Genomic DNA, 26,043 nt, shown 5'->3' with positions numbered 1-26,043 from the left:
TTTACGAACCGGATTTTGCAATAATCCCGGCCAACTAGCGCCTATTGAATCCAGCAATTCAACGATTTTGGCCAATGGGCCAGAAAGGGTTACGGATGCTGCTGGAAGCCGCCCTCACGAGACTGATCAAGATCGGCACCCTGACAGTCAGGTTCCCTGACAGTCAGGTTCCCTGACGGGAGCTCACGGACCTTTGGCACGGGAAGTGAACCTCGCGCTTCAATCGTTCTGCGCACGAACCGCGCCAAACGTCGTCTGCTTCTGAACCCGGCGCTTGCACTCGGAGAACTCTACATGGATGGGGAAGTCGAGCCTGGTCCGCGCGGGTTGTTTCAGACGCTCGATTTCCTGGCTTTGAACTCCATGGGAGGCGGTAGCCATCCATTGGATAAGTTCATGGAGAAGGTTCGCTGGTTTCGTCGCAACCTTGACCAGTTGAACTTTGCCGGGCGTTCCAAGAAAAACGTTGCTCACCACTACGATCTCGACGGACGCCTCTATTCGCTGATGCTCGACGAAGACCGCCAGTATTCATGCGCGTATTTCCCTGAAGGCGACGAAACGCTCGAAGAAGCCCAACTCAAGAAGAAGCGCCATATCGCGTCCAAGCTCATGCTCGACCGGCCCGGACTAGAGGTGCTCGATATCGGATGCGGCTGGGGAGGCATGGCGCTTTATCTCGCCAAGGAATTCGGCGCACGGGTCACTGGGCTCACTCTTTCCGAAGAGCAGCTCAAGGAAGCCCGGATACGTGCAAAGGAAGCGCAACTCGATCATATGGTCACGTTCGAGTTGATGGACTACAGAAACTGGACAAGGCAAGTCGACCGCGTGGTATCGGTCGGCATGTTCGAGCACGTAGGTGTCAACCATTTCAGAACATACTTCGACAAGATCAGGTCGATCCTGTCGGAAGACGGCGTTGCACTCGTCCATGCCATCGGTCGCGCAGATGGTCCGGGCAGCACAAACCCCTGGATTGCCAAGTACATTTTCCCAGGCGGCTATTCCCCAGCGATTTCTGAAGTCATGTCAGTCGTCGAGAAGTCCGGGCTCTGGGCCGCGGATATCGAGGTTCTTCGTCTCCATTATGCCAAGACGCTGGAGCGGTGGCACGATCGGTTCGCCAACAACAGAAGCAAGTTGGCAAAACTCTACGACGAACGCTTCTGCCGAATGTTCGAGTTCTACCTCATTGGTTCCGAGCTGGCATTTCGCCGTATGGGGCACATGAACTGGCAGCTTCAGCTTACAAAGAACATCTCAACCGTTCCTCTGGCACGCGATTACATGCTCGACGCCGAGCGAAACTCGGCCGCAAAAAGCAGCGCCATGACGGGGCTGACCCCGGTTAACTGGGACCGCCAGCGCGAGATGTCTTGAGACGGGCAGGGCGTCGCGGTCACCTTGGTAGGCGTTCTTTGAACCCGGTCAGCCAGAGCGCTGATAATCCGCTAGGTGGTCTGCGTTGGAACGTGGCCCGCTTCAAACGGGTATTCGTCACGAATGGTTGAAACTGGATCTCAACCACGGCGACGATTTGTAGTTCAGGAAACAATTCCTGGCACGCGACCAACCCCTGGATCGCGTGACTGAAGCGGCATTCGGCGGGAACGTCCCGCCTCTGCCGAGAGACCATGGAGCGGTGCTCTGCTCCGCCCGGTCGACGTCTTGGGTCGCCTTCCGGGTCGAGGCTTTCGCCCCGACGATCCTTGCGCTGCAAGCGCCTTCTCGTGGTACTCCTTGTTCAGTCCGTTCCACTCCGTCCATACATGCCTAGAACCATTCCTCACGGGTAGGTCGAGGGTGACATGGACAGAGCCGTTCGTCGGCACCGTGACGGTGCCATCGTTGGAACGGGGTAGTCTCTCGGAGCAGCCCATCGCCCGGCGGGCGATGGTAACGGATGCGGCCTCGTGGACGCTCAAGCCGTAGCGGCGAGCGAACTTCACGCGACCAATGATGGAGGTGTAGGCGGGATTGACCCGCCGATGACCGACGCCTCGGCGCAGGCAGGCGGATGCCAGCGCGGCGTCGAAGGCTGAATAGGCGAAAGACGATAGCATGCGGGCGTAGCGCGCATCGTTCGAATCCTTCAACGAACTCTTCTTCTTCGAGAAATCGAGCTTCTCGCTCGCCACCGGAACGCCAAAGCGCTTGGCGACAGCTAAAACCTCGGCAGCCGCCTTGCGAACTGTATCCCGCGCCTGGTCGCTTGTCTTGCCGTAGGTCACGCATGGGATGTTGAAGGATTCGACCGGGTTTCCCGAAGCGTCCACAACGGAGACGGACACGTGGCCGGCGTTGAGGTCGATGCCAAGAGCACCGCCGGAGAAATCCGCGGCCTTGGTCTCGGAGCCATCGTCGACGGAGACGTAGACCTTCCAAGACTTTTCGTCGCGCAGGAATTTCAACGTGACGGGCCGACCGGCGTCGATGGCGCGCTGGATGACCGAATTGCCGTGATTGAACGACAAGTTGGCAAAATCGACGCAAGATACGAGAGAACCAGCGAAAACGAAGGAGCGCGTCGCCCGTTGCGCAAGTTGCTTCGGCAGCCGCAGTTCAAGATTAAAGCGACCGTCGGGGCGTCGACGAAGGCGAGCGAACTGATTGCCGCTCTCCTTCGACGAATTCCCATCGAGTGTCATCTGTGCTGACCGCTTCGACGCCCAATCCTTGCGCCAGTCGCCGGCCTCGCTGTAGCCGTTCTCTTTCAAAGCAAACTGCGCCCGAAAAAGCTTGCGCGAACCGAAGCACAGCGCCGGCTGCGCCGCCTGCCGCAGAGCCACGACTTTGCGATGCTCAAGGATAGCTAGGCGTCGCTTGTGCTGGTGCAGCGCCGCGCGCTGTGCATGAATGCGTCGACCGATCGATGCTGACGCCGCCGTCTTCGCGTGAAGCTCTGAGAGACTGTGCTTCAGGGCGGACAAGTACCTTCGTCGCAACGAATCCTTCGCGGCAGCGAGGTTTCTCTTGAAATGGGAGACCCTATCTCCAAGGACTCGAAGCTCTTCTGGAAGCTTCGAGCGCTGCGCAATCACCTTTACGAGTGCCCTCTCCCTGCGTTTAATGTCGGTCCGCTTGCTCGCGACCTTCGAAGCCAGATCCTTGGCGCGCGCGGTGGCCAGCTCTGCCACCGACTTAAGCTTTGCCTGAAGCTGTCGGTACGCCATATCGAGATGTATCGCCGAGAGACCGAGGTGCTGATAGAACGAGACTTTGAGATCTCCCGTCCATCCACGGCCGGCTCTAAGCTTCGCCAGCAGCAGACGCTCGGCGCGGCTCATCAGCGCCGCATATTCGTCGAGAACGACAGCTTGAGCGGGGCTATCGCCTTCGCGCAAATCCAATCTCGTTTCGAATGTCCTGATCAACCGAACGCGCCCCGCAAACCAACCCTATAGGAATGGTCCGGGCAAAATCGATGGGCCGCAAGTGTCTTCGGTAGGAATCTTTTCAGGGCACCTTCCGCGCCGCTTCAACCATTTGTGACGAATACCCCTTCAAACCGTCCCTCGGCACCGCGACTTCACTGGCGATCCAGGCGGCGAATGACCGAATGTTACAATCGCTGAGCGCTTGGCAGCTCCAATTTGGTCTCCGTATTCATTGAGGTCGACGCCCGCATCCCTGGAATTGGACGGCTGGCCGAAATCGAAGGGTACCAATTCCAGAGATCAGCCAACTGGCTGCAGGATCGCAAGAAACCGCTCAAGAGGATAACTCCATGACCGACAAAATCATTCCACTCGCTTACCGCGACCCCCAGAACCCGGCGCTGCCAAAGACCGACGTCGAGATCGACACCGCGCGGACGGCCTTAGTCATCACCGATCCGCAGATCGACTTCCTTAGTCCTAAGGGCGCTGGCTGGGGCGCGTTCGGTGAAAGCATCACCGAACACAATACGGTCGAGAACATCGGCAAGCTTTTTGAAGCGTCGAAGAAGGCCGGCATTGAGGTGGTCATTTCGCCCCACTATTACTATCCGTTCGATCACCGCTGGGATTTCGCTGCCACAGGCGAGACGCTCATGCACAAACTACGGATGTTCGACCGCCGCGACCCGCTTTCGCTCGAAGGTTTCGACAACTCCGGTGCCGATTGGATGCCCGAGTACAAACAATACATCGAAGATGGCAAAACCATTGTGGCATCGCCGCATAAGATTGCGGGTCCACAGACCAACGATGTCGTGTTTCAGCTGCGGAAGAAGCGGATCGACAAAGTCATCCTCGCGGGCATGGCGGCGAACTTCTGCGTCGAGTCCCATCTGCGAGACTTCGTCGAGAAAGGATTCGAGGTTGCTGTTGTCCGCGACGCCACTGCGGGAAGCAAACTTCCAGAGGGCGACGCCTATCTCGCGGCTCTGGTAAACTTCCGTTGGTTCGCCAACGCTTTGTGGACGACGGAAGAGGCGGCCGATCGGCTTGCCCAGGCGGCCGCTTCACGCGCTGTGCCGCTGGCCAGCTGAAAGCCTTGTGCCAAATTGCGTGAATGGGAATCGGACTTCTACGGCGGCGGATACTTTCCGCCGCTTTTCTGAATGCGCATGCCGACATCGGCAGATCTTCATATGCCATCATTCGCAGACAGCCGCTCCCCAAACACTGAAGTTCTCAAAAGTCGCGGCGCTAGTTGAGCGAGCTGTCCTGTAAAGCAGGGGCATGCACCTCAGCAGGCCTGCCATCTGGAACAATTCTCGCCACGAAGACCGCTATCAAAAGCAGTGCCAGTCTCCATGCAATTGCACGCAAGAGTGCCTCAGAAGCGTCCATCTATCTTCCCTCCCTGGAAAATTTCGATGATAGGTTCCTCGAGTGGGCGACTTTCTACAATGCGGGAGATACAAGGTGACCCTTAGGTAAATCCGAAGGGTCCTCAGAGGAAAAGCGATGCGCTTCGATTTGGCTGATCTGCGCCTATTCCTCCAGGTCGTTGATGGGGAGAGCATCACGCAGGGAGCCGAAAAAGCGGGAATGGCGTTGCCTTCTGCGAGCGCCAGGATAGGGGGTACGGAAGAGGCCAGCGGCGTGCTGCTTCTCGATCGGGGCCCGCGAGGTGTTCGAGCAACCGCCGCTGGGGAGGCGCTCGTCCATCATGCCAGGATCGTTCTTGGACAGATGGAGCAGATGCGGGGAGATCTGCAACTTTACGCCCGCGGACTTCGAGGGCGAGTAACGCTGTTTTCCGGTCGTGCCGCTATGGCTCACCTTCCCGAAATTCTACGTGGATTCCTGGCCGACCACCCCACCATCGACATAGACTTGGAGGAACGACAGAGCGTCGATGTCATTGCAGCGGTGGCGGGCGCCCACGCTGACATCGGCATTGCGGCAGATACGGCCGATACCGGGACGCTGGAAACCCGGCCTTTCGAGACTGATCGTCTCATGCTCGTCGTACCGGGAGACCACCGGTTCGCAGAACGAGAGAACGCCAAGTTTAGCGAAGTCCTGGACGAGCCTTTTGTCGGCCTTCCTGCTGAGAGCGGGCTTCAAGGGCATCTCGCATCGCACGCCGCAAGGGAGGGAAAACCATTCAAGCTGCGCGTTCGACTCGATAGTTTTGAAGATATCTGCGCGATGACCAGCAGCGGTATCGGGTTGTCGATCGTGCCCGAGGTCTATGCGTTGCGATATCAAGCCGAAATGGCATTCAGGACCGTCGCGCTGTCAGACGGTTGGGCGCTGCGCCACCTCCTCGTCTGTGCGCGCAGTTTCTCCGCACTGCCCGTCCACGCCCGTGATCTTGTAAGGTATCTGACGTCCAAGGACCGGAAACTGGACTGCTAGCGACGAGTCCTACTGAGTACGGGGGCCCGGCGACGGGCAAGCCGTCATCCCCGCCCTCGAGGGCGGGGGACAAAGGTGTCGACGACGCTGAACCGGTGCGTTGTACAGCGTCGTTCTCCTGGTTTCTCTCGATAATTCGTAGCGCCAGCAGAACACTCGGGCGTTCGAATTGTCGAGATGAAACCTACTCGGCAGCGCTGTTGAGGGCGAAGCCAAGCGCACGGGCGATTCCCGCTCCATATGCTGGGTCGGCCTTTGTACAGTTGAGGATGTGACGCTCCTGGACTTTGACGGAAGTGCCCGCCATAGCCCGAGCAGTGTTCTCAAAAAGCGCGGTCCTCTGTTGGGCAGACATCGCTCGGAAGAGGTTGCCAGGCTGCTCGTAGTGATCCTCGTCGACCCGGTGGTCCCAGTGGGCAGCCGTGCCTTCCAAGGCCAGTGGAGGCTCGCGGAAGTCTGGCTGCTCGGCCCACTGGTCAGCCGAGTTGGGCACGTACGAAGTCGTCGCGCCATGGTTGCCGTCAATTCGCATCGCGCCGTCACGGTGATACGAATGGACTGGGCATTTCGGAGCGTTTACCGGGATCTGATGATGGTTCACACCGAGGCGGTAACGGGCGGCGTCACCGTAGGAGAACAGACGCGCCTGCAGCATCTTGTCCGGCGAAAAACTGATCCCCGGCACTATGTTGGCGGGAGTGAAAGACGCTTGCTCGACCTCGGCAAAGAAGTTCTCAGGGTTGCGGTTGAGTTCGAAATAGCCCACCTCGTGCAACGGATAATCCGCATGTGGCCAGACCTTGGTCAAGTCGAAGGGGTTGTGCCAATGCGAGGCCGCCTGCTTCTCGCTCATCACCTGAATGTACATCTTCCAACGTGGGAATTCTCCGCGCTCGATGCTCTCGAATAGGTCACGCTGGTGGCTTTCTCGGTCGGCCCCAATCAGTGCGGTGGCTTCCGAGTCCGAGAGATTCCGTATCGACTGCTGCGTCTTGAAGGTGAACTTCACCCAAGTTCGTTCATTCTCTGCGTTGATGAAGCTGTAGGTATGCGATCCGAACCCGTGCATGTGCCGGAAGCTTCGCGGAATACCGCGCTCAGACATGACGATCGTGACTTGATGCAGCGCCTCCGGAAGCAGCGTCCAGAAGTCCCAGTTGTTTTCGGCGCTGCGCATCCCGGTACGTGGATCGCGCTTCACGGCGTGGTTGAGGTCGGGAAAACGGAGCGGATCACGGAAGAAGAAGACGGGCGTGTTGTTGCCAACGAGATCCCAGTTGCCCTGTTCGGTGTAGAATTTCATTGCGAAGCCGCGGATGTCGCGTTCGGCGTCGGCCGCACCACGCTCGCCGGCAACCGTCGAAAACCGGACGAACATTGGTGTCTGCTTGCCAATTTCGGAGAAAACCGCGGCTTTAGTGTACTGCCGAATATCATGGGTGACGGTGAAGGTTCCGTGCGCACCGGCGCCTTTGGCATGCATGCGCCGTTCAGGAATGACCTCTCGATCGAAATGGGCGAGCTTCTCGATCAGCCATACGTCCTGCAGCAGGGCCGGGCCGCGGCGGCCCGCTGTTTCGATATTGAAATTATCGACCACGGGCGCGCCTGCGGCGGTCGTAAGGCTTTTCTCAGTCATAGCGCTCTCCATTGGGTAAATGTGGATGATCAGTCGACGGGTCGCATGATGATCATCCGGGATTTCTGCGGATTTAAGCGCATCGAGCACTCGCTTCTTGTAAATCTCGACACCTGCGGGGGAGGGTGAACTGGCCGTGGCGGGCAACCTGGCCGGGGGCGCGCAACGTGTGACCGGTAGTTCGCTCTACAGCCAACCGCTCCTGCGAAACCGAAGGTAAAGGAGCGTGCATAATACAGCGACGACGCTCAGCACGACATAGTACCCGTCTTCAGCTCCGGCATGTTCTTGAAATTCATCCCGTAGATCCCGGCGATTGCCGTCGGTACTGCTAGAATTGCAGCCCAGGAAGCCAGTTGCCGGGTAATCGCGCCCTGGCGTTGCTGCTCAAGAAGGCTTGAGGCTTCAAACACCGAGGTCATTATCTCTCGCAGCCCTCCGACAAGGCCTTCGACGCGTCTGATATGGTCGTGAACGTCACTAAAGAACGGACGGGCGTTGATGTTGACGCACGGTAGGTCCAGGTGGGTGAGCTTCCCGGCGAGCTCACCCATTGGACCAAGCACTCGCTGGAACTTGATCACCTGGCGTCTCATACGGAAGATACGCCTGATCTGGTCGGGATCGAGCAACGAGGAAAGGATATGCTTTTCGAGTTCCAACACCCGGTCCTCGATCGTCTCCATGATTGGAAGGTAGCCATCGACCGCGAAATCGATGATGCCGTGCAGCACATAGTCTGGACCGTGCGAAAGAAGCTGAGGAGACTGCTCGAGTTGTTCACGCAGTGACCGATGGGATTTTTCGGGACCGTGTCGGACCGAGATGACATGCCCTTTGCCGACGAAGATGCACACCTCGCCGTAGGCAATCCTGTCGCCCTCGAGGTAGGCGGTCTTGACCACGACGAATAGCTGGTCACCGTAGACGTCGATTTTGGGTACCTGCTTGCCAGCTAAAGCATCCTCTACTGCAAGGGGATGAAGAGCAAACATCGTCTTTAAGGCTTCAAGCTCATCCGGCGTCGGTGAAGAGAGCGCAATCCAGACGAACTCGCCGTTTACCGACTTAAAGCTTGTGGAATTGAGCAGGACCTCGTCTGCTCGCTTGCCATTACGGTAGGTGTAGGATGCCAGGATGGTCATAGATAGCCTATGGAACGGAAGCGATCTCTGCCGGTCGAATGTGCGCTCGGCAGCTCGGGACATCGTTAAGGGGATTGCCGTCATCCGTATTTGACGATCGCATCGTCCGATTCGTCGTACGGATCAGCCGACAACATCGATGCGTACCCGTTTCGTACAAGACTGTGCGTCCCTTTCATCCCATAGACTTGGAAAGGGCTCGGTATGCGTTGAGTTTCTTCGACTTGCACCTCTCGGGTCCAGATGGCTATTGGGAAATAATGGGTCATCCAGATGGGCAGTGCCGCGCGGGCATTTTCTTCGCAATGGAGATAGGTACAGCTCGTAATCGCTGCTATTAGTGCCACAACTAGAGTCAGCTGCGCCCGAGAGGCGCGGCCCCAGGGCGAACGGATGTCATCTCAGATCGAATTTCCCAGCCAACCCGAAGATCGTGAGACGTCGATCGTCGGCGCCGAGGGTCGACAAAAGTTCGCCGAGGCATTGGCGCAAGCCGTGTCCAGCCTGGCTTCCGCGGATCTCCCGGCATCGCAGCGAGATATTCTAGCTGCATTGACGCTGGCGAACACCAGGGTTGAAAGGGCCGCGGTCTGCTGCCTGCAAATAGACTGGCATCTTCGTAGATCGGAGGTCCCGGAAAGCGTTTCCGTTGCTCTGTCCTGCCTGAGCGAATTCGGTCTGGTAATCCCATTGCGGCCAGATCAGCTTGAACTGGAGGCCGCCACCATCAGCGTGTGGGAGCGACTATATGGAAGATCGGTAGAAGAGCTCGTCTATCTCCCCAAGATGGAGAACCCCGAGGTGGAGGCGGTAATCAGCGTCCTCTCTGCCATGACGAATTCCGCGCAACTGACTGACGAAAGACTGCTGGGCGTCACGCTCAGCCACATGGTCAACCTGACTTTTGACCATGGCATCACGAAAGCGGCCGTACTGGCTTTCGGTCTGTTCGGCTTTTTTCTCAGCAACCACTTCGGTCGCTACCAGGATGGCCTGAAGTTTTGTGAGGCTGCGCGAAGCCTCGTGAACCTTCACGGCTTCCGTGAACACGAAGTCAAGGCGATCAGCTACATCGAACTTGTAGCGGTATGGGCCCGTCCCTTGCGAACGGTCATGGAACTGACCAAGTCGTGCATCGCGGCAGCGGCTACGAGCCACGATATCCCGTATTCCTGCTACGCCCACGTGCGCATTATCGCCTACATGCTAGCTCAAGGCGTCGGCCTTCGTAAGGTATCGGCGGAACTCGACAACTCCGTGCGCTTCGTCGAAAAAGCGAGCTTCGCCGCGCCGCTGATGGCGCTCCACTCACAGAGGGCTTTCGTCTCCACGATGATGTTCGGGAGAGGGACCTCAGATGTGTTCGATAACAGTGGGTTCGATGTTGGCAGCTTCGAAGCTCGGTTCGTGCCAGAACAGACCCCGACCTACATCTGCTTCTACTGGATACTGAAGGCTCAAGCCTCATATAGCTACGGCGACTTCGCTGGGGCAGTGGATGCGGTAAGCCGCATTTCAGATCTTGTCTGGTCATGCACAGGACACCTGCAACTCGTCGGTTTCCATTTCTTCTCAGCGCTAGCGCTCGCAGCGGTGTACGATCACGGTTCTGAAGCGGACCGGGCCGTCATTGTGGGACATGTCGATTGGCTCGCCCGCTGGGCTGATACGTGCCCCGACACCTTCAAGAGCAAGCATTTACTTGGTCTGGCTGAGATCGCTCGCATCGATGGAGATGCGAAGAGAGCTGAGCGTTTCTACGAGCAGGCAATCGATGCTGCGGCGCGGTTCGGATTGCTGGCGGACGAGGCACTAGCATGCGAAGTGGCCGCGCGGTTCTATCACGCATCCGGCATGGAGCAGTCGGCAAAATCCCACCTACTTAGGGCAAGAGATTGCTACCTCCGATGGGACGCCAAAGGCAAAGTTGCGCAGCTTGAAGGTGCTTATCCAGATCTATTGGCCAGCAAAGTCCAGAATCGGCCTCCAATAGCCGGTGAGCGCGGTCAGTTAGAAACCGTTCTCGAGATTTCGCAGCGCATGTCCTCAACAATCGGATATGGTCCTCTACTCGAGGTCATTCTCGAAACGGCGATGGATTTATCTGGAGCGGAACGGGCGACGTTGATCGATGTGGATAACCACGACGTCTCGACCACCGCTACCGCATCCTGCCACGACGACCAAGTAACTCTCGTTGTCGAGCGCAAGCAGGATAGTGGGCAAGAATTCAACAGAGCCGCTATTCTTGAGGTAACCCGGACGCTCGAGCCCGTGAACGCAGCGGATGGCGCACCCTCTGGGACTGCTGGCCAGGGGAATGGTCTTCGCCAACATGGTGGACACTTTTTCCCGCTCGTGAAGAAATCGCGACTAATCGGCATTCTCCATCTTTCGAGCGTCCGGAAGGAAGAAAATTCTATTGCCACCCTAATGGCCATCGCGCCGCATGCCGCGATCGCGCTCGATAATGCAAAGCTGTTCGCCGAACTGGAGATGGAGAAAGCCGACCTGGCCGAGCGCGAGCACGAGTTCAGGATGGCGAACGATACCATGCCCTCGATGACTTGGAGTGCCGACGCGAACGGCGCCAATGAATGGTTCAACAAGGAATGGTACGAATATACCGGGCTCACTCCCGAGCAAGCTTGCAACGGCGGCTGGAAGTATGTCTTTCATCCGGACGACCGTGCTGAATCGGCAGCCACATGGCATCGGATCGTTACCAAGCGCGAGGTAAGCGGGCTTGAAGCCCGCAAGCGACGGCATGATGGCGAATACCGGTGGTTCATCGTAAGAGCGAAACCTCACTGCGACGCCACAGGGCGGATTGTGAGGTGCTATGGCGCCGAGAGTGACATCGACGACCTGAAGAGAGCTGAAATCCTTTTGGCGGGGGAGAAGCGGTCTTTCGAGATGATGACGACCGAGCAGCCGCTTTCGACAATTCTGGATTCCCTCTGCCAGACGCTTTTTGTGCTCACAGACGCTTCTTTCGTAACGATAATGCTCCAAGACGAAGAGGGACGCACGCTACAGCCCGGCGGCGGGCATAAGCTGCCGGAAGGTTTCAGTGAGGCAGTCTGTGGAATTCCCGTCGGCCCTGAATTCGGCTCTTGCGGAACAGCTGCCTTCCGGCAAGAGCCAGTGTGGGTCGACAATGTCAACACCGACCCACGTTGGGATTGCGCGCGAGATCTGGTCGACCGTTTTGGCTTCAAAGCTTGCTGGTCCACTCCGATTATGTCTGGCCGCGGTTCGGTATTCGGCACGATCGCCGTCTACTCGAACACTCCGCGTTCAGTGGGCGATCGCGAGCGGCAGGCCATTGACCGCTTCACTCAGCTGGCGAGCTTCGTCCTAGAACGCAAGCTGTCCGAGGATGCGCTCAAGAAGAGCGAGGCCATGCTGGCGGAAGGACAGCGTATTTCCCGCACGGGTAGCTGGGCGTGGAACGTTTTGACCGACAAGCTCGAATGGTCCGAGGAGCACGGCAATATTTTCGGCTACCACGTCTCCGAGGTTGGAGGAACGATCGACGACATGCTCGCGAGAATGCGGCCCGAAGAGGCCGCGATCGTGAAGAGCTCGATGAAGGAAGCGGTTGCCGAGAAAAGAGATTTCCAGTTTGAGTACCAGGCGACGCTGCCGGACGGAAACATCATCCAGCTGCTCTCCACCGGGCGCGCCGTGACCGGGGTGTCAGGTGACGTGACAGGTTATGTCGGAACGACGATGGACATCACCGAGCGCAAGAGGGTCGAATCCGAGCTGCTCAGGAGCGCTGCACACTTGAGAGAAGTCCAAGCGGAACTCGAACATGTCGCCCGCGCGACGACGATGGGTGAGCTTGCAGCCTCGATAGCGCACGAGGTCAACCAGCCGCTGACAGGGATCGTCGCAAGCGGCGGCGCCGCCCTGCGTTGGCTTTCGAAAGCAACACCGGACGTGATCAAGGCTCGAGAGAGCCTCAAAAACGTCATAGACGACGGCAGACGTGCCAGCGAGATCGTCACAAGAATTCGCAAGATGTTTCGGAAGGAGATGGCTTCGGTCGAGCCGATCGCCATGGCCGAGCTAGTTGGCGACGTCATTACGCTAACACGCGGGGAGCTTCAGAAGAGCAAGGTTGCGCTAAAATTGGAGATTCCCGCCGATATTCCTGCAGTGCCAGTGGACCGCGTCCAGTTGCAACAGGTCTTCGTGAACCTCATTCTCAATGCCATCGAGGCGATGAGGGAAATGACAGAGAGGGACCGAACTCTTACCATCGACGTGGGTTCGGACGGGGAGTTTATGACTGTCGGCTTGAACGACAACGGGCCGGGCGTGTCTTTGGATCGTGCCGAGAATATCTTCCGGCCGTTTGAGACTTCCAAGGTGAACGGCATGGGTATGGGACTTTCGATTTGCCGCACAATCGTCGAAAGCCATGGTGGTCAAATGCGTCTGGCGAGGGCAGGAGTGCCAGGCTGCCGCTTCGAGTTTACACTGCCGATCAAGGCAGCCTAAATGTGTGGCGAAGTGCCGGCCTCGAAGCGTTTGAGCATTCGCTGAAGCGAGCGGCGATCCAGGTGCAGCTTGCGGGCGGCGTCTGAGACGTTCGAACCACTGATCCTCATGACCTCCTCCACATGCTCTCGCCGGATTCGATCTGGTGCCTCAATCCGGCAGTCGTGCGGAATGCTGTCGGTTCCGAAGAGCAGGATGCTAATCAGGAAATCTTGGTCGGTAGGCTTGGGCACGAAATCGCTTGCCCCAGCTTTTGTTGCGGCAACTGCGGTTGGGATATCTGCAAACCAAGTATGCACCACGATTTTCGTTGATGGCAGATGGCTCGCAATCCAGCGAACGAGTGTCATTCCGGAACCATCGGGAAACCGCAGTTCCGACAATACAAAATCGGGGCGGGTATCGAGACACATTGACGTCGCGTCGCCGAGAGTGGTGCATCTGACTACATCATAGCCAAGTTCGCGCAGGCCCGTGGCCAGAGATGCCGTGCGCTCTATAAACGGATCTGCGATGAGGATGGTGCCGACGGCTGCATTTCGGGTAGAGCGGTCGTTCTCAAAGTATCTCATGGTCTGCCTCGCATTGTGCTGACAAGGCAAGGATGTCGTCTAGGCCAGGATAGCTATTGTAAGATTTGGCATCGGCATCGAAATCTTCCTGCAAGCGGTCTAGTGACACCGAGGTGGCGTATCCTTCGGTGCGCCAGATGAAAGCGGAGAGCTAAAATGGCGTCAATTCAGACTCAGGTCCAAGCCCAGTGTCCTACTAACGAGGAAGGCGATGAGCCCCACGCTCACGAGGCCTACCACGAACAGTCCAGCCATCTTGGCGCTGGTGCGGAGCGCGGCGCCTCTCTTCGGCTTGTCTAGTTGGTCGTAATGCCACTTGATTGCAAAGTACATCCCGATACCCAACGCGAGAATTTTGAACGTAAAGAACACTATCGGGAACCATTCCATAGGAGCCATCCTCAGCTGCAGCACTATGCGCCTTCCGATCTTACATCGGCGGACGTGTGCCTCCTAACAAACACAGCCGGTATGTGAACCCAGGTGGCTATGTGATGCTTGTATCATTGGGTTGCGGTTGAGTGCCAGTGCCTGGAGTAGCGATCGAGCGACTTGTGCCCTCTGTGCATGACAGAGTGAGCTAGCGGCATCCGGATCTCGACACACTGCATTAGCGAGATCGACTTGCGTCGGTTTGGGGTCGACGACAGTCGATCTCATGCCAGCGTCAATGCCGGCAACGCAAGGTGCGCTCATTTCTATCAAGCTGCAATCCAAAAAGGAATATAGGCCCTTCTGACTAGAGCAGAGGCTCATGCTCAATGTCATCGATCGCACGAAAAGGGAGGCCGCTTACATCGTAAGCGCGATTTTCCATGCGCGTTGACGGCTGTATTAGGGCCAGGTCGTTTACATTGAGAGCGACATGCGGCTAGTTAGGCGGCTGAGTTTCTGGAGAAGTTGAACGGCAGCAGGTCGCCAATGCCAGCAGTTTCCTTGCGCTGAGGCAACTCGGTGAGCACATGGCGCAGCCAGGCGAGCGGATCGACGCCGCAGGCGCGGCAGGTCAGCATGAGACTGTAGATCACGGCGCTGGCTTTGGCTCCATCGACGGTATCGCTGAACAGCCACGATTTTCTTCCGGTGGCAAAAACTCTAATCTCGCGTTCCAGAATGTTGTTATCGATCGGCATCCTGCCGTCGCTGGTGTAACGCGTCAGGTAATCCCATTGGTTCAGGGTGTAGGACACCGCATCGCCGAGCTTGGTATCCGGCACGATCTTTGGCGCGATATTGTCGAGCCACGCCTTTAGGGCGTTCAGGACAGGCAGGCTGTGTTGCTGGCGGAAACGGCGAATGCAATCGGCCTTTGTCTCCCCTGGATCTGGGGTCTTGTCTCTTGCCTGCTTTTCGATCCGATAGAGCTGCTCGAAGAACCGGAGCGCCTGCTCCGGCGGTCCGCCTCCATTCTTCCTGGTTTTGAGGGCCTCGACAAAGCGCCGCCGTGAATGCGCCATGCATCCGACATGGGTTGCGCCATGCAATGTGCGCCAGGCTGTGTAGCCGTCGGTCACCAATATGCCGTCGTAGTCACCGAGAAAGGTCTGTGGGTGGATTTGACCGCGGCCGGGCTGGTAGTCGAGAAGCACGATTGGTTCGTCACTGTCCTCGCTGCTGCGATAGGCCCACATGTACGACGTGCTGGTCGCTTCCTTGTCTTTTTCCTTCAACACCTGAACCGTCGTCTCATCGCCATGGATGAGAGACTGCGATCGTAGTCGCAGCTTCAAAGCATCATAGATGCGGTATAGATGCTTCTCGCTCGAGCCGATGACCCAATGCGCAAGAGCGCCACGGCTGATCGGAACGCCAGCACGCTCGAATGTTTGCGCCACGCGGTAGAGCGGCGTGCCGTCGACGTATTTATGCACGAGCGCGAAGGCCAGCGTCGAAGCAGTAGCGATGCTGCCCGGCAAGGGTTGCGGTGGCATCGGTGCGATTACCACAGGCGTGTTGATCCCGGTACGATCGCAGTGGCGGCAAGCGTACTTGAACCGCACATTTTGCAGGACCTTTGCCTTGACCTCGATATGGAGCTGCTCGCTAACGGCTTCGCCCATGCGATGCATTGGGCTTTTGCAGCACGGGCAAGCCTTCTGATCGTCAGCAAGGTCGTATTCAACACGCTCGCGCGGCAGGTCTGCCGGCAGAGGCCTGCGTCCCCGCTTTTTGCCCGTAACGCCCTCGGCCGCAGGCAAGCCAGTATCCGGAAGCTCGACAACATCGTCTTCCTCGCGACCACCTTCGACCGCAGCCTCTTCGGCCTCGTTGAAGAGACGATCAATGTGCTTCTCACTGCGGGGCGCAAAGCGATGGAGCTTTGCCAGTGCCAGTTCTTCTTCCAGCTTGACGACCCGCTGCGAGAGCGCTTCCTTCTCGGCTTTGAGCGCAGCGATTTCGGCAGCGTTGGCTGCTAATTGCGCCATCAGTTCTGCAATGCTCGGTTCGCCGGTGCGCGTCATCAGATTCTTGAATCTGAACCGCCCCTGCGCGTCAATCTCAATTCGCCATCCTCAGCCAGCAATCTGATACTGCCGCACGGGATGGCGGATCATCGCATCGATATCGATGCCATCGAGGATCCAGTGGAGTTGCTCTGTCGTCAGCGTCACCACCGCGGTTTCCCGGCGGGGCCACCTGAACCGGTCTTCCGTTAGTTTCTTCAGGACCATAACAAACCCGGACCGATCAAAGAACAAGAGCTTCACCCGGTTACGCCTGCGATTGCAGAAGGCAAACACTGATGGAGCAAACGGGTCTAGCTCCATCACCTCTTGCACAAGGACCGCTAGGCTGTTGATGCCCGCGCGGAAGTCGATGGGTTCCCGATGGAGGTAGACCTTCAGATCAGCGCCCAGTCTGAACATGGCTCAACGCTCCTATGATTGCGATCAGGCCACTCTCATCGTCGCACTCAACGGTAAGGCTGATCCCATTGGGCAAGAGTGCACTCACCTTCGACGCAGGACACGGCCTGCCCAATCGCACACTCTTGCTCGGTAAACCGCCGCCATCTGAGTTCAATTCCGGTGCAATCTGAACCGGGACAAACGCGGGAACCAAAGGCAACGGCCGCTCCGCTTTGGCCTTCTTTATCCACTTGTGAACAAGATTGGCATTCACGTCGTGTTCCCGCGCCAGTCGTGAGACCGAAACGCCAGGCTCTAAGCACGCTGCGATTAGTTGATTCCGAGAAGCCGGGTCATATCGACGGCGGCCGTCGCGACCAACAAGCCGCACCTGCAGTTTAGGAGTATCGTCCATGATTAGGTGTCCACCTGTTTTTAGTGGACACTTCATGCATCAGAGCACCCCTCTTCAGAAGGTGTGCAGAAATTCGCGCTTACCTTACATCGTCACCCGGTGCCCTCCGCGACACCCGTCTCTCGCCAGCGCCAAACTCTCCGCTCCCGTCTGAGAAAACTGGTCATATGAATGTTGACGCCGCTGGCAAAACAGCTTTGCATTTTACCACGTGGTTAAGAGTTTGCTCGATGACGAAACGCCAGATGGGAAACCGCAGTCGCGAGGCAGTGGAGAAGGACATTAAGCGCAATTTGGACAAGCTCTCACTCGACGATTTGAGGGCTGTTCTGTCAGCCGCGGCTCTCATCAAAGGCATGAGCAATGAAGAGTTCGCCGAGTGGCGTCGGTCCATCGCGTCGCCTGAAGTGTAGGCCAGCCAACCCACCAACAATTCACTGTTGTGCTCGAGCGCAGCAAGTAACGGGCTAATCTTCGTTGTCGCCTGCGCTGAATGATGACAGATCGTATCGCCGAAAAGAATCTGGCGGGGGCGCCTTGACGCCCGTTTTTCAGTTCTGTATTTGTTCTCGCATGATTAGGACCCGTCGACAACCTCAACAACGCTGAATGTCTCGCCGCGAACGCGGCGAAACCTTGGTGATTGCTGTGGAGAACGACGATGAATCCTTCGAATGCGATGGGTCGTGCGGCCCGTAATTCAGCCCATTTTCCTGTAGAACGCTTCCATCCCTACGGCACTGTTCGGTGCTCGAATCCTCCATTTTTCCGCAACCAGCTCGGTCGCGATTTCGCCTGCCTTCTCGACGTCGATGATGACGTTAGTGGATGGTGCTGCAGGCCATATGGCATGGATGAAGTTTTGCTGGAAATCGGGTGGGAGGGGCCGCCGGTAGATCTTCTGGCGAGCTACGCCGACGGGCGAGATGTCTATTTCCACGTTGTCGATGGCGAAGGCGATCCGGAGGTCACCGAAGCGGCCGCCTGCCGGCGCATCAGGCACCGATTTGTATCTTCGAAGGAGGTAAGGGCAGGGTGCCGCCTCCAGAATGCAAAAGATCTCCTCAGATACGCTAGCTATCAGACACCTCTGGGCGACCGAATACGCTTGCTGGCCGCGCTCGAACAGGAAGGTTCGGCAACCGTAGCCGAGTGCTTGTCGGTCTTCCGCGAGATCAGCCCGATGGCTGGCCTGTCTTCTCTGATCCTTCGCCGCTGGGTGACCATTGATCTCGATGTCGAACTAATCGCTCCCCATACCACTGTCAGCGTGTTTCGGAGATAGGAGAGATGTACCGCCATACGGATATTAAAATACCCTTTGGGTTCGCGACCACCGCTTGGGCGGTCGCCCTCAAAAACTCGCTAAAAGCTCACCCACCCGTATTCGAGGGAGCGCCCTTCACCTTGGCGCTCCTGATACCGGCGGAGGCTCGAAAAGATCTGGAACGAGCGTTTGATCATCTACAGAAAACCGAAAAGATCTTGGCCGACGTCGAACTGGGCAGTGAGGTCATTAGCGACCGGGGTCGCAGAGACCACGGCGACATCAAGATCGTCCTCCGGCTCAGCAAGCGCGTTGTCATCTTTCTTCTGAAGGAGGAAGGGGTGCCAGCATTCGTTGTTGCGTCGGCCGACAAGATCGTTCCTATCGTTCCGATGGATGCAGAGATGCTCGTCGAGGCGGTCAAGACCAACCATGATGCCGTGCTTGACCACGACAAGGCCACACAACTGCTGGCTTATCCGATTTCTAATGTGCTTTCAGCACTTCGCCCCGGACGGGCGCATGCCGATGTCTTGGACAGGTTAGAGGCCGTGCGATGGAGCGGAATGGACACAAAGGTCCCTCTGCTCGAAGAGTTGAGTGGATATGGAGAGGCTGCCGAGTGGGCGCGGGACCTGAAGGCTGACTTAGCGGAGTGGAAGGATGGGAAGCTGGCGTGGGAAGACGTCGATGCCGGCATTCTTTTGAGCAGCGCGCCGGGGTTGGGAAAGACGCTCTTCTCTCGATCACTCGCTCGTAGTTGCGACTGCGCCTTTAATGCGTCGTCTCTGGCGCAGTGGCAAGCCGCAGGGCACTTGGGCGATACTCTCGCAGCGATGAGGTCGACCTTCAGGCTCGCTGCTGAGCAGGCCCCGTGTGTACTCCTGTTGGACGAGTTCGACAGCATCGGAGATCGGTCCAAGTTTTCTGGCGACCACATCCAATATTGCACCGAGGTCGTTGCTGCTTTGCTGGAATGCCTAGACGGAGCGTACCGGCGGGAAGGCGTCGTCGTTGTCGGCGCCTGCAACAACCCTGACCGCATTGATCCAGCGTTGCTACGTCCAGGGCGACTGGGCAGGCACTATAGACTTGCCTCCCCGGATTTCGCTGCGCGAAGGGGGATACTGTCGACCCATTTCGGTGGGAAGTTGAATGTCGAAGAGCTTGATCAGGTTGCATGGAAGACCGCCGGTTTCACCGGAGCAGACCTTGCTCAGTTAGCGCGTGACACGCGGCGAAAAGTAAGGCGGGGAGGAAGTAGTGGTAGGTGGCTAGAACATGCCCTCTCCTGTCTTCCGAAAGAGAAGCCGATCGATGGAGAGCTGCGCCGCCGCATCGTTATCCATGAGGCTGGTCATGTCGTCGTCGGGCTCGCGCTAGACTACGGCGAGCTAACTGGCGTCGTGTTGATGGAGAGCTTCGGAAAAGTCGGGATCGGAGGGGCCGCCCACTTCGATGGCGGCGAGCGTCTCATGACGAACGACTATTATCTGACGATGATCGCCGTGGATCTTGCTGGGATGGCCGCCGAGAAAGTGGTGTTCGGGGCGCATATGAATGGTGCAGGTGGCTCTGGTGGAGATCTGCACCATGCTGCCGATCTCGCGACCACGATGGTTGCTTTCTACGGGATGGGAAGCTCCTTGAACTACTTCGCTGCCAAAAATCCGCATGAGCTTGAACATTTGCGGCGCACTACGCCCGCCGTCAGCCGACAGGTCGAGGTGATCCTAGGCGCGCAGTTGGCGAATGCTATCACCATCGTCACAGACAATCGGCCCTTCGTCGAAGCGCTCGCGTCCATTCTTGTCGATAAGGGTTCGGTAGACGGTGAGACCGCCCGCGTAATGTTTTCATCTTTCGGGGGAAATCATGGGTCGTGACTGGAGGAGCGAAATCGTAGCGCTACGCGCGAAACCGGGTAACGATTTGATGGCAGCTACGCTGCAAGTGCTGACAAAAGCGTGCGGCGGCGCGTTGTCCCTAAGACAGGCCCGCGTTCGTCTGTTTTCCATAGCTGTTGCGGCTGGGGACGGAACGCCACAACTATTCGCGCTTGAAGGTCGTCACTTCGTCATTATCTCGGTGGACGATTTCGCGGGCGTTATCTGCGACCCAACCCTCGATGAGTTGTTCGCCATCCTTAAGGGTAAAGAGACGAAAACACGTCGCAAAATCACTAACCGATGACAAAGCGTCGGTTACCAGAAGAGGTTCGAGAGGTGAGGGGCCGCCCGAAAGGCACGCATCGGCGCTTGATGAGCAGGAGCTCTGCCAAGCCAGCCTGCTGATGCAGATCACATCTAGGATCGGTTGCCGACGGCACTGTGCCTGAACTTGCTAGGTGTCGTGCCGCGGCTTCGACGAAACGCACGCCCGAAGGCTGCCTCTGAGTCGTAGCCGACGGCCTCCGCCACCTCGGCGACGGGGTAGGATCCCCGCGTAAGAAGGTCCGCCGCCTTTGTCATTCGGAACTCCGTCAAAAATTCGCCGACAGTCATGCCAGACGCAGCTCTGAAATGCCTGGCAAATGTGGCCCTCGAAATCGCAGATATATCGGCAAGCTCTTCGAGTTTCCAATGGCGTGATACGTCTTGTAGCATCGCGCTGACCGCCTTTGATAGGCGATAGTCTTTCATAAGGCCTGGAAGCCCGGCGACGTCGGGTCCGGCGTTGCGAAGAGCCATGGCTAGAAGAGCAAGTGACATCGAGGCCATGATCGTCAGTGATCCCGGCAGTTCTCGAGCTGTCTCGTCCTTTAGAATGCCCACGATCGAAGCAAGCCGCACGTCGGACTGCTGGCCTGTAAGTGAGACTTGAACGACGTCGGGTAGTGTGTCGAGCAGAAGCCCGCTTGCCTTGGGATCGTAGTCGAAATGACCGCAGAGAAGATCTACGTCCGCGGCGACGCCAACTGTTCGCCGCTGCATCAAGGGGCCGTCCTCAATCACGAGATCTGTTGTCGCGCCGCTTGGATGGCGATTCACAATACTATGGGTGCTTCCCCTGGTCAGTAATAGGATGTCGCCGGATTGAAGCTCGACTCGCTGTCCGCCTTCAAGCTCGATGACGCACTCGCCGCCGAGGACAAGATGAAAAGGCATGACACCCCTTCTTGTCGGCTCGTGGTCAACACTAAATCGTCCTCCCAGCAAACAGTGGACGTCCACAGCAGGGCGCAGACGCGCGAGACCGATCAACTCACTCAAGACGTCCATTTCACACCGGTCATATTTTCTACTTTGATACGATGGAGCCAAAAGCTGAGACGGATGAGCGTTCAACATTTGTCCCCTACGGCAGATGATTGGTGCATCCGGGCTGACCGCCTTCGACCACTCGTGTATCACGGACAACAGCAATGAATGCAATTCTGACTAACACCCTCGGACTGATTGCCAGCCCCAGATCGAGCCGGATCGGCATCGGCGCAACCCGCATCGCCATCGCCATCGTCTTCATTTGGATCGGACTATTGAAGTTCGTACCCTACGAGGCCGACAGTATCACGCCGTTCGTCGCAAACAGCCCGGTTATGTCTTTCTTCTACGCGCACCCTGAAGAGTACAAGCAGCATCTGACCAAAGAAGGCGAACTGAAGCCGGAAGAGCGTGCTTGGCAGACAGAAAATCACACTTACCAATTCTCCGACGGACTGGGGACTGTTGAACTGATCATCGCGGCTTTGACGCTCTCCGGCTTCTTTTCCAAGTGGGGCGGCCTTGCCGGAGCGGCCCTGTCCTTCGCGACGCCCATCGTGACGCTTTCCTTTCTCATTACCACGCCCGAAGCCTGGGTCCCGGCTCTCGGGGACGCCCAGCATGGCTTCCCATACCTATCGGGCGCCGGACGGCTGGTCTTGAAGGATACGGTCATCATGGCAGGGGCGTGGCTGATCATCGTTGATACAGCTCGTGCTATTCTGAAAGACCGCGTCGTTGCAAAGACCCCGATCGCAGACTTCGTGCTGTCAGACGATATAGTCACCCGACTACACAAATAAATCTTGGGCTCGGGGCGCAGAAAAGGACGGCGCATCTACTGATGAAAGGAGAGGTGCCGTCTTTCTACGCTTCAGCGGCGGTAAGAGCGCCTGCCAAGTCCACCTTCGGATCGCTAGCCGTCAAGTTGAGCTCGGCAGCTATTGATGGCGCATCAATCAGCTGTCGGCTTCCACTCTTCATAGGTTCGAAGATCGCAGACCAATCGAACTGCCAGTCTTTAAGGGCAGAAGACAATGCCAGCCCCATTGCCTGGCCCACCGCCGGAGCAACCGCATTACCGATTTGATCGGTGACGCTCTGAAGTCCGCCCGCAAAGTGCCAGTTATCTGGAAAGTCCTGCAGTCTGGCGCGCATACGGTTTGTAAGTCCGGGCAAAAAGCCCGGCTTGGCGGCGTCTTCGTTCGTGGGCGCAGACTTTGCGGGCGGCGCGTATGAGACCCCGTTCTTCTTTGCGCGCCGCGCTTCGCCCTCCTGAGGACTTCCCTGGTATTTCCGTATAGTGTCCGACAATGCGCCAGCACCAAGTGATCTGCCAAATCGATCCTGCTCAGGCCGCTCTCTCATCATCCGGACCCAGGCATCAGCGCCTGTCCAACCGTTGGCGCCTATGAGGTCCGCGAGGACGTCGCCCATGTTCTTGGCTAGTTGCGGGAATTTCGGCGGCATCACAAAATGCGAGTCCAGGTTCTTCTGAAAACCAACGATCATGATCCGCGAGCGATCCTGCGCAACGCCGTAATCGCGTGTGTTGATGCGATTTATCGTAGTTTCATAGCCGGCCTTAGCTAGCTTCTGAAGCAGAGCGGCCACGTAGTCCGCATGGCGGGCATGCAGCAGCCCTTCAACGTTCTCGAAAAGAAATGCCTTGGGTCTGATCTCGTATACCGCCCGCACGCCCTCCATCAGGAGATCGTTCTCGTCGTGCTTTCCCTTCTTTTCGCCGACAGTGCTGAACGGCGTGCACGGAAGACCGCCAGCCAGCAGGTCGATATTGTCTGTTCTGTACTGGGTGTAATCAATCTGCCGGATGTCGGCTTCGATTACGTTCCAGTCCGGCCGGTTCTTGCGAAGCGTCGCCGCAGCGTGCTTGTCGCGTTCGATAAGTGCGACGTGCTCAAACCCAGCACGCTCAAGCCCAAGAGCCAGACCACCGGCACCAGCACACAGCTCAATCACACGTGGAGCAAACCCCTTCGGGGGCTCGGTCAGGGCCTTGCGCCAGCGCCCGTCAAACAAAATCCTGCTTTTCCCCGAGACCACCTGCAAAGAGCTCGTGTGCTGCGGACCGATCTCGGTAAGCGTGCCATTTGCGAAGTCCCTCAAAACTTCATGTGCGCGTGCCATCCAATAGCCTGACGACCTCGATTTGAAGCTTGAAACAGCAGGCAGTTCATCTCCGAACAGAGACGTGAACTGCGCTAGCAAACTTCCTGCCTCGTGACGCAGCCCGGTCTGCACAACTGCGGATGAAGAACTGCCCTTCTTGCAATGAAGCCTGAGCTCTTCTGAAAAAGAGGAGACCCGGCGTTCGAACGACGTGATGGTCGCCTTCACGTGAGTCCGCGCCGCGGTAGCTACGATCTTCTTGTTCACAGCAGTCTGGATATCGGAGCCCGAGAGCTTTGCTTCGGCAAGGCGTCTGCGGATGGCTGCAACGTCCTTGGTGTCCACCTGAGCACCAATCTGCATGCGCTCGATAACTTCCCGTCTAGTTTCGGCATCGGCTTCCACAAGGGCCTTCACCACCGGGAAGGAAGCACGGCTTTTGCGCAGAACCTCCTCCGATCCCTTGAGGGTCTGCGCAAAGCCGACGTAGCTAGAAAGCTCTCGTGCTGGCAAGTTACAGCGCGCTTTCAGGAAGTGCTTGGCTTCGGCAACAGGAACGATCGCCATGAGCTTTTCTACTTCGGCTGCCATCTCTAGGACGCGGGCTGTCATCGCCTCCTGGATCTTCAAGATCTGTTTTTTGGCCTTGGAAAGCGCTTCAGCTTTGATGTCGACTTCGGTCATGCGGACTGTCCTGTTTCGAAACGTCCATAAGGAGGGGATCTTTCCATGCAGGTAATCAGGCAGTTAAAATCCAATGGATTGCGAAAAAAAGCAACCGTCGACGTTTTGGACCCGGCCCCCATTGATACGAGCATTTTAGCGCTTTCTTGGAGCCCCCGCAGGGATGTCGAAGATTACGCGTTTGTTCGCTTCGCAAAAGCTGGCGGACGGCTACCCAAGTGGAGTCTCTGTCGGACGCATCGTTGCCATAAACGCCCCATTCCACATGCGGGATGCCCGAACGGGCAAGTGCTGACGTTTGACGGCGCTTCGAGTTGGCTCCGATATCCGGCGAGGAGCCCTTTGCGGCTGCAGGGGATGCAGGGGCATCTCTCTTCACGGAGGATCATTCGGGTATTCGTCACAAATGGTTGAAGCGGCGCTGGAGGCGCTCCCTACCGAAGGCGCATGCGGCCGATCGATTTTGCCCGGACCATTCTTCTAAGGTTGGTTTGGAGGGCGGCGTCGGTTGATCAGAACATTCGAAACGAGATTGGATTTGCGCGAGGGCGGTAGACCCGCTCTCGCTATCGTTCTCGACGAATATGCGGCGCTGATGAGCCGCGCCGAACGGCTGCTTCTGGCGAAGCTGAGAGCCGGTCGTGGATGGACGGGAGATCTCAAGGTCTCTTTCTATCAGCACCTTGGGCTCTGTGCGACGCATCTCGAGATGGCCTATCGCCAGCTTCGGGCAAAGCTTAAGTCGGTAGCCGAGCTCGCCTCCGAACGCGCCAAGGATCTGGCATTGCGGATCGCGAGCAATCGCACAGATCTCAAGCGCAAGGAAGAGGCACTTGCGAAGGTGATGGCGCGGCGTGCAAAACTCCCGGAAGAGCTTCGAATCCTTGGCGAGAGGGTCGCGCATTTCAAGAGAAACCTCGCTGCCGCGAAGGATTCGTTGCACCAAAGCTACTGAAGTCGATGAATTTCGACTCCCTGCGATCAGGTTCAAGGCCGGCCGCCTGATGTTAGCAATGGTTGATGCCGGGTAGACTTCAAGTCAATGGGTGAAATCGTGCAGTTAGAAGGCGGATCGGCTTACTTCGCCAGCGCGGGGTCAAGCAAGGCACCTGGAGTAGTTGTCATCCAGGAGTGGTGGGGACTGCAAGACCAGATCAAATCGGTATGCGACAAGTACGCATCGGCTGGCTATCATGCCATATCTCCCGATCTATATGCGGGTCGGACGGTGCCTTATCATGACGAGGGGGTGGCCGGGGAGGCTATGAACGCGCTCGACTTTCTGAGCGCCGCCGACTTGCAGGTTCTATCGGCTGCCAATTTCCTTCTGAAGTTCGCCTGCAAGGTAGGTTTGACCGGCTTCTGTCTTGGAGGCATCGTGTCGGTGCTGGGAGCTATCCGGCTTGAAGTGTTAAGCGCATCGTCGTGCTACAATAGGCTTCCATCGCCGTCTCTTGCCGCGGCAGGCGAAGTGAAAAATCCAATCAAGGACCATTTCGTGCTCAGAGATACATGGTCCACTCCGTCGATGGTGGATGCTTTGGAGCGAGAGCTTGAGACACACGGCAAGGAGCCCGTCATAGACAGGTATGACACCGATCACGGCTTCCTCAATCCTGACATACCAGAATATGATAACGTAGCCGCGCAGCTTGCTTGGTCCCGAGACTTGGGATTTTGGGCCGATCATCTTGTCTAGCCAAAAGTCTTGAGCGGGACGCCGCAGCGTCGCAAAAGGCTCGGGGCTGCAACGGGTCTGGACGCGGCCGTATTTAGTAGCTACAGGGCAATCGATGCGGAGCCCGACGCTGTTCGCAGTGAGGTTTAGG

At 57.5% G+C, this 26,043-nt stretch carries 20 protein-coding genes and 1 pseudogene; 11 read left to right on the top strand and 10 right to left on the bottom strand.

All coding sequences use genetic code 11. From position 1 onward, the window contains the following. The first annotated feature begins 156 nt into the window (after window positions 1–156). A complete protein-coding gene (locus ACVTFQ_RS24525) occupies window positions 157–1,383 on the top strand; it encodes a class I SAM-dependent methyltransferase (RefSeq protein WP_470424174.1) in 1,227 nt (408 codons plus the stop codon). A 164-nt stretch (window positions 1,384–1,547) separates the two neighbouring features. Here ACVTFQ_RS24525 and ACVTFQ_RS24520 read toward each other — a convergent pair whose 3' ends face one another. Continuing rightward, on the bottom strand, window positions 1,548–3,353 hold the full coding sequence (locus ACVTFQ_RS24520) for an IS200/IS605 family accessory protein TnpB-related protein (RefSeq protein ID WP_470424060.1): 1,806 nt from the start codon (window positions 3,351–3,353) through the stop codon (window positions 1,548–1,550). A gap of 377 nt (window positions 3,354–3,730) precedes the next feature. Here ACVTFQ_RS24520 and ACVTFQ_RS24515 point away from each other — a divergent pair, with 377 nt between their 5' ends. Beyond that, window positions 3,731–4,477: a cysteine hydrolase family protein gene (locus ACVTFQ_RS24515; protein WP_470424059.1), complete on the top strand. Its 747-nt coding sequence runs from the start codon at window positions 3,731–3,733 to the stop codon at window positions 4,475–4,477. Window positions 4,478–4,898: 421 nt separating this feature from the next. Then, a complete protein-coding gene (locus ACVTFQ_RS24510) occupies window positions 4,899–5,798 on the top strand; it encodes a LysR family transcriptional regulator (RefSeq protein ID WP_470424058.1) in 900 nt (299 codons plus the stop codon). A 184-nt stretch (window positions 5,799–5,982) separates the two neighbouring features. On the opposite strand, the gene ACVTFQ_RS24505 is transcribed toward ACVTFQ_RS24510, so the two are convergent. Beyond that, on the bottom strand, window positions 5,983–7,437 hold the full coding sequence (locus ACVTFQ_RS24505) for a catalase (RefSeq protein ID WP_470424057.1): 1,455 nt from the start codon (window positions 7,435–7,437) through the stop codon (window positions 5,983–5,985). Window positions 7,438–7,623: 186 nt separating this feature from the next. Further along, a pseudogene (locus tag ACVTFQ_RS24500) lies at window positions 7,624–8,582 on the bottom strand (magnesium and cobalt transport protein CorA). Window positions 8,583–8,975: 393 nt separating this feature from the next. Between ACVTFQ_RS24500 and ACVTFQ_RS24495 the strand changes: the two are divergent. Continuing rightward, window positions 8,976–13,094, top strand: a complete 4,119-nt coding sequence (locus ACVTFQ_RS24495) for a GAF domain-containing sensor histidine kinase (RefSeq protein ID WP_470424056.1) — start codon at window positions 8,976–8,978, stop codon at window positions 13,092–13,094. On the opposite strand, the gene ACVTFQ_RS24490 is transcribed toward ACVTFQ_RS24495, so the two are convergent. From ACVTFQ_RS24490 to tnpA, 5 genes are all read right to left on the bottom strand, one after another. Beyond that, window positions 13,091–13,666 (bottom strand): response regulator transcription factor, encoded by a 576-nt coding sequence (locus tag ACVTFQ_RS24490; protein WP_470424055.1) that lies wholly within the window; start codon window positions 13,664–13,666, stop codon window positions 13,091–13,093. The genes ACVTFQ_RS24495 and ACVTFQ_RS24490 overlap by 4 nt on opposite strands. Before the next feature lie 162 nt (window positions 13,667–13,828). Continuing rightward, window positions 13,829–14,056, bottom strand: a complete 228-nt coding sequence (locus ACVTFQ_RS24485; protein WP_470424054.1) for a hypothetical protein — start codon at window positions 14,054–14,056, stop codon at window positions 13,829–13,831. A 485-nt stretch (window positions 14,057–14,541) separates the two neighbouring features. Further along, window positions 14,542–16,128, bottom strand: a complete 1,587-nt coding sequence (tnpC, locus tag ACVTFQ_RS24480; protein WP_470423746.1) for an IS66 family transposase — start codon at window positions 16,126–16,128, stop codon at window positions 14,542–14,544. 51 nt (window positions 16,129–16,179) lie between these two features. Continuing rightward, window positions 16,180–16,533 (bottom strand): IS66 family insertion sequence element accessory protein TnpB, encoded by a 354-nt coding sequence (tnpB, locus tag ACVTFQ_RS24475; protein WP_470423747.1) that lies wholly within the window; start codon window positions 16,531–16,533, stop codon window positions 16,180–16,182. Beyond that, window positions 16,514–16,930 carry an IS66-like element accessory protein TnpA gene (gene tnpA / locus ACVTFQ_RS24470; RefSeq protein WP_470424053.1) on the bottom strand — a complete coding sequence of 139 codons (417 nt, stop codon included), beginning with the start codon at window positions 16,928–16,930 and terminating at the stop codon, window positions 16,514–16,516. The genes tnpB and tnpA overlap by 20 nt, the downstream gene beginning before the upstream one ends. 230 nt (window positions 16,931–17,160) lie before the next feature. On the opposite strand from tnpA, the gene ACVTFQ_RS24465 reads away from it, so the two are divergent. From ACVTFQ_RS24465 to ACVTFQ_RS24450, 4 genes are all read left to right on the top strand, one after another. After that, window positions 17,161–17,343, top strand: coding sequence for a hypothetical protein (locus ACVTFQ_RS24465; RefSeq protein ID WP_470424052.1), 183 nt, complete (start codon window positions 17,161–17,163; stop codon window positions 17,341–17,343). Between the two features lie 248 nt (window positions 17,344–17,591). After that, the gene (locus ACVTFQ_RS24460; RefSeq protein ID WP_470424051.1) at window positions 17,592–18,215 is read left to right on the top strand and encodes a hypothetical protein; all 624 of its coding nucleotides are present in this window, start codon (window positions 17,592–17,594) and stop codon (window positions 18,213–18,215) included. A gap of 5 nt (window positions 18,216–18,220) precedes the next feature. Continuing rightward, on the top strand, window positions 18,221–20,083 hold the full coding sequence (locus tag ACVTFQ_RS24455; protein WP_470424050.1) for an AAA family ATPase: 1,863 nt from the start codon (window positions 18,221–18,223) through the stop codon (window positions 20,081–20,083). Then, complete coding sequence (locus tag ACVTFQ_RS24450; protein ID WP_470424049.1) at window positions 20,073–20,390, top strand: hypothetical protein; 318 nt, start codon at window positions 20,073–20,075, stop codon at window positions 20,388–20,390. The genes ACVTFQ_RS24455 and ACVTFQ_RS24450 overlap by 11 nt, the downstream gene beginning before the upstream one ends. Window positions 20,391–20,503: 113 nt before the next feature. Here the strand turns inward: ACVTFQ_RS24450 and ACVTFQ_RS24445 are convergent, their stop codons facing one another. Further along, on the bottom strand, window positions 20,504–21,418 hold the full coding sequence (locus ACVTFQ_RS24445) for an AraC family transcriptional regulator (RefSeq protein ID WP_470424048.1): 915 nt from the start codon (window positions 21,416–21,418) through the stop codon (window positions 20,504–20,506). A 143-nt stretch (window positions 21,419–21,561) separates the two neighbouring features. On the opposite strand from ACVTFQ_RS24445, the gene rclC reads away from it, so the two are divergent. Then, window positions 21,562–22,203, top strand: a complete 642-nt coding sequence (rclC, locus tag ACVTFQ_RS24440) for a reactive chlorine resistance membrane protein RclC (protein ID WP_470424047.1) — start codon at window positions 21,562–21,564, stop codon at window positions 22,201–22,203. Window positions 22,204–22,267: 64 nt separating this feature from the next. On the opposite strand, the gene ACVTFQ_RS24435 is transcribed toward rclC, so the two are convergent. After that, complete coding sequence (locus ACVTFQ_RS24435; RefSeq protein WP_470424046.1) at window positions 22,268–24,214, bottom strand: DNA cytosine methyltransferase; 1,947 nt, start codon at window positions 24,212–24,214, stop codon at window positions 22,268–22,270. Between the two features lie 532 nt (window positions 24,215–24,746). Here ACVTFQ_RS24435 and ACVTFQ_RS24430 point away from each other — a divergent pair. Together ACVTFQ_RS24430 and ACVTFQ_RS24425 are read left to right on the top strand one after the other, a co-directional pair. Then, the gene (locus ACVTFQ_RS24430) at window positions 24,747–25,169 is read left to right on the top strand and encodes a hypothetical protein (protein ID WP_470424045.1); all 423 of its coding nucleotides are present in this window, start codon (window positions 24,747–24,749) and stop codon (window positions 25,167–25,169) included. Between the two features lie 87 nt (window positions 25,170–25,256). Continuing rightward, a complete protein-coding gene (locus tag ACVTFQ_RS24425) occupies window positions 25,257–25,913 on the top strand; it encodes a dienelactone hydrolase family protein (protein WP_470424044.1) in 657 nt (218 codons plus the stop codon). The last annotated feature ends 130 nt before the right edge of the window (window positions 25,914–26,043 follow it).

It is taken from the genome of Rhizobium sp. O111, from assembly GCF_055616315.1.
Note: the sequence above shows the minus strand (reverse complement) of the source record. Positions and strands in the feature narration are given on the sequence as shown.